Here is a 699-nt window from a genome sequence, read left to right on the forward strand (position 1 = left end):
CCGGTGTTTGCTGCGGCGTTCGATGCGGTGACTGCGTGTGTGGACATCGACTGGGGTGATCTGGATGCCACGGGTAATGCGCAGCCGGCGATTTTCGCGGTGGAGGTGGCGCTGTACCGGTTGTTGGAGTCGTGGGGTGTGCGGCCGGATGTGGTGATCGGGCATTCGGTGGGGGAGATCGCGGCGGCGCATGTTGCCGGGGTGTTCTCTCTGGAGGATGCGTGCACGTTGGTGTCGGCGCGGGGTCGGTTGATGCAGGGGTTGCCGGCCGGTGGGGTGATGGTCGCGGTGCGGGCGGCCGAGTCGGACATCGTGGTGGCTGATGGGGTGTCGATTGCGGCGGTGAACGGTCCGGATGCTGTGGTGTTGTCGGGTGTGGCTGCGGCGGTGGAGGCGGCCGTGGCTGGTGTTGAGGGTGTGAGGCGGCTGCGGGTCAGTCATGGGTTCCATTCGGCGTTGATGGATCCGATGTTGGGGCCGTTCTCGGCGGTGGTGGAGACGCTGACGTTGCGGGAGCCGTCGATTCCGTTGGTTTCCAATGTGACTGGGCGGGTCGAGTCGGTGTTGTTCACCGATCCGGGTTATTGGGTGCGGCATGTGCGGGAGGCGGTGCGGTTCGCTGACGGTATTGCTGCTACGGCGGCGGAGCGGTTCTTGGAGGTGGGTCCGGACGGGGTGTTGTCGGCGATGGTCGGTGGT

General features: G+C 66.0%; 1 protein-coding gene. It reads left to right on the forward strand.

Features of this window, described 5'->3' with window-relative positions:
- Positions 1 to 699: acyltransferase domain-containing protein (locus tag IEY99_RS33800; RefSeq protein WP_189208196.1), on the forward strand; the 699-nt coding region annotated here is incomplete at both ends.

It is taken from the genome of Couchioplanes azureus (genome assembly GCF_014648355.1).
GTDB classification, from domain to species: domain Bacteria; phylum Actinomycetota; class Actinomycetes; order Mycobacteriales; family Micromonosporaceae; genus Actinoplanes; species Actinoplanes azureus.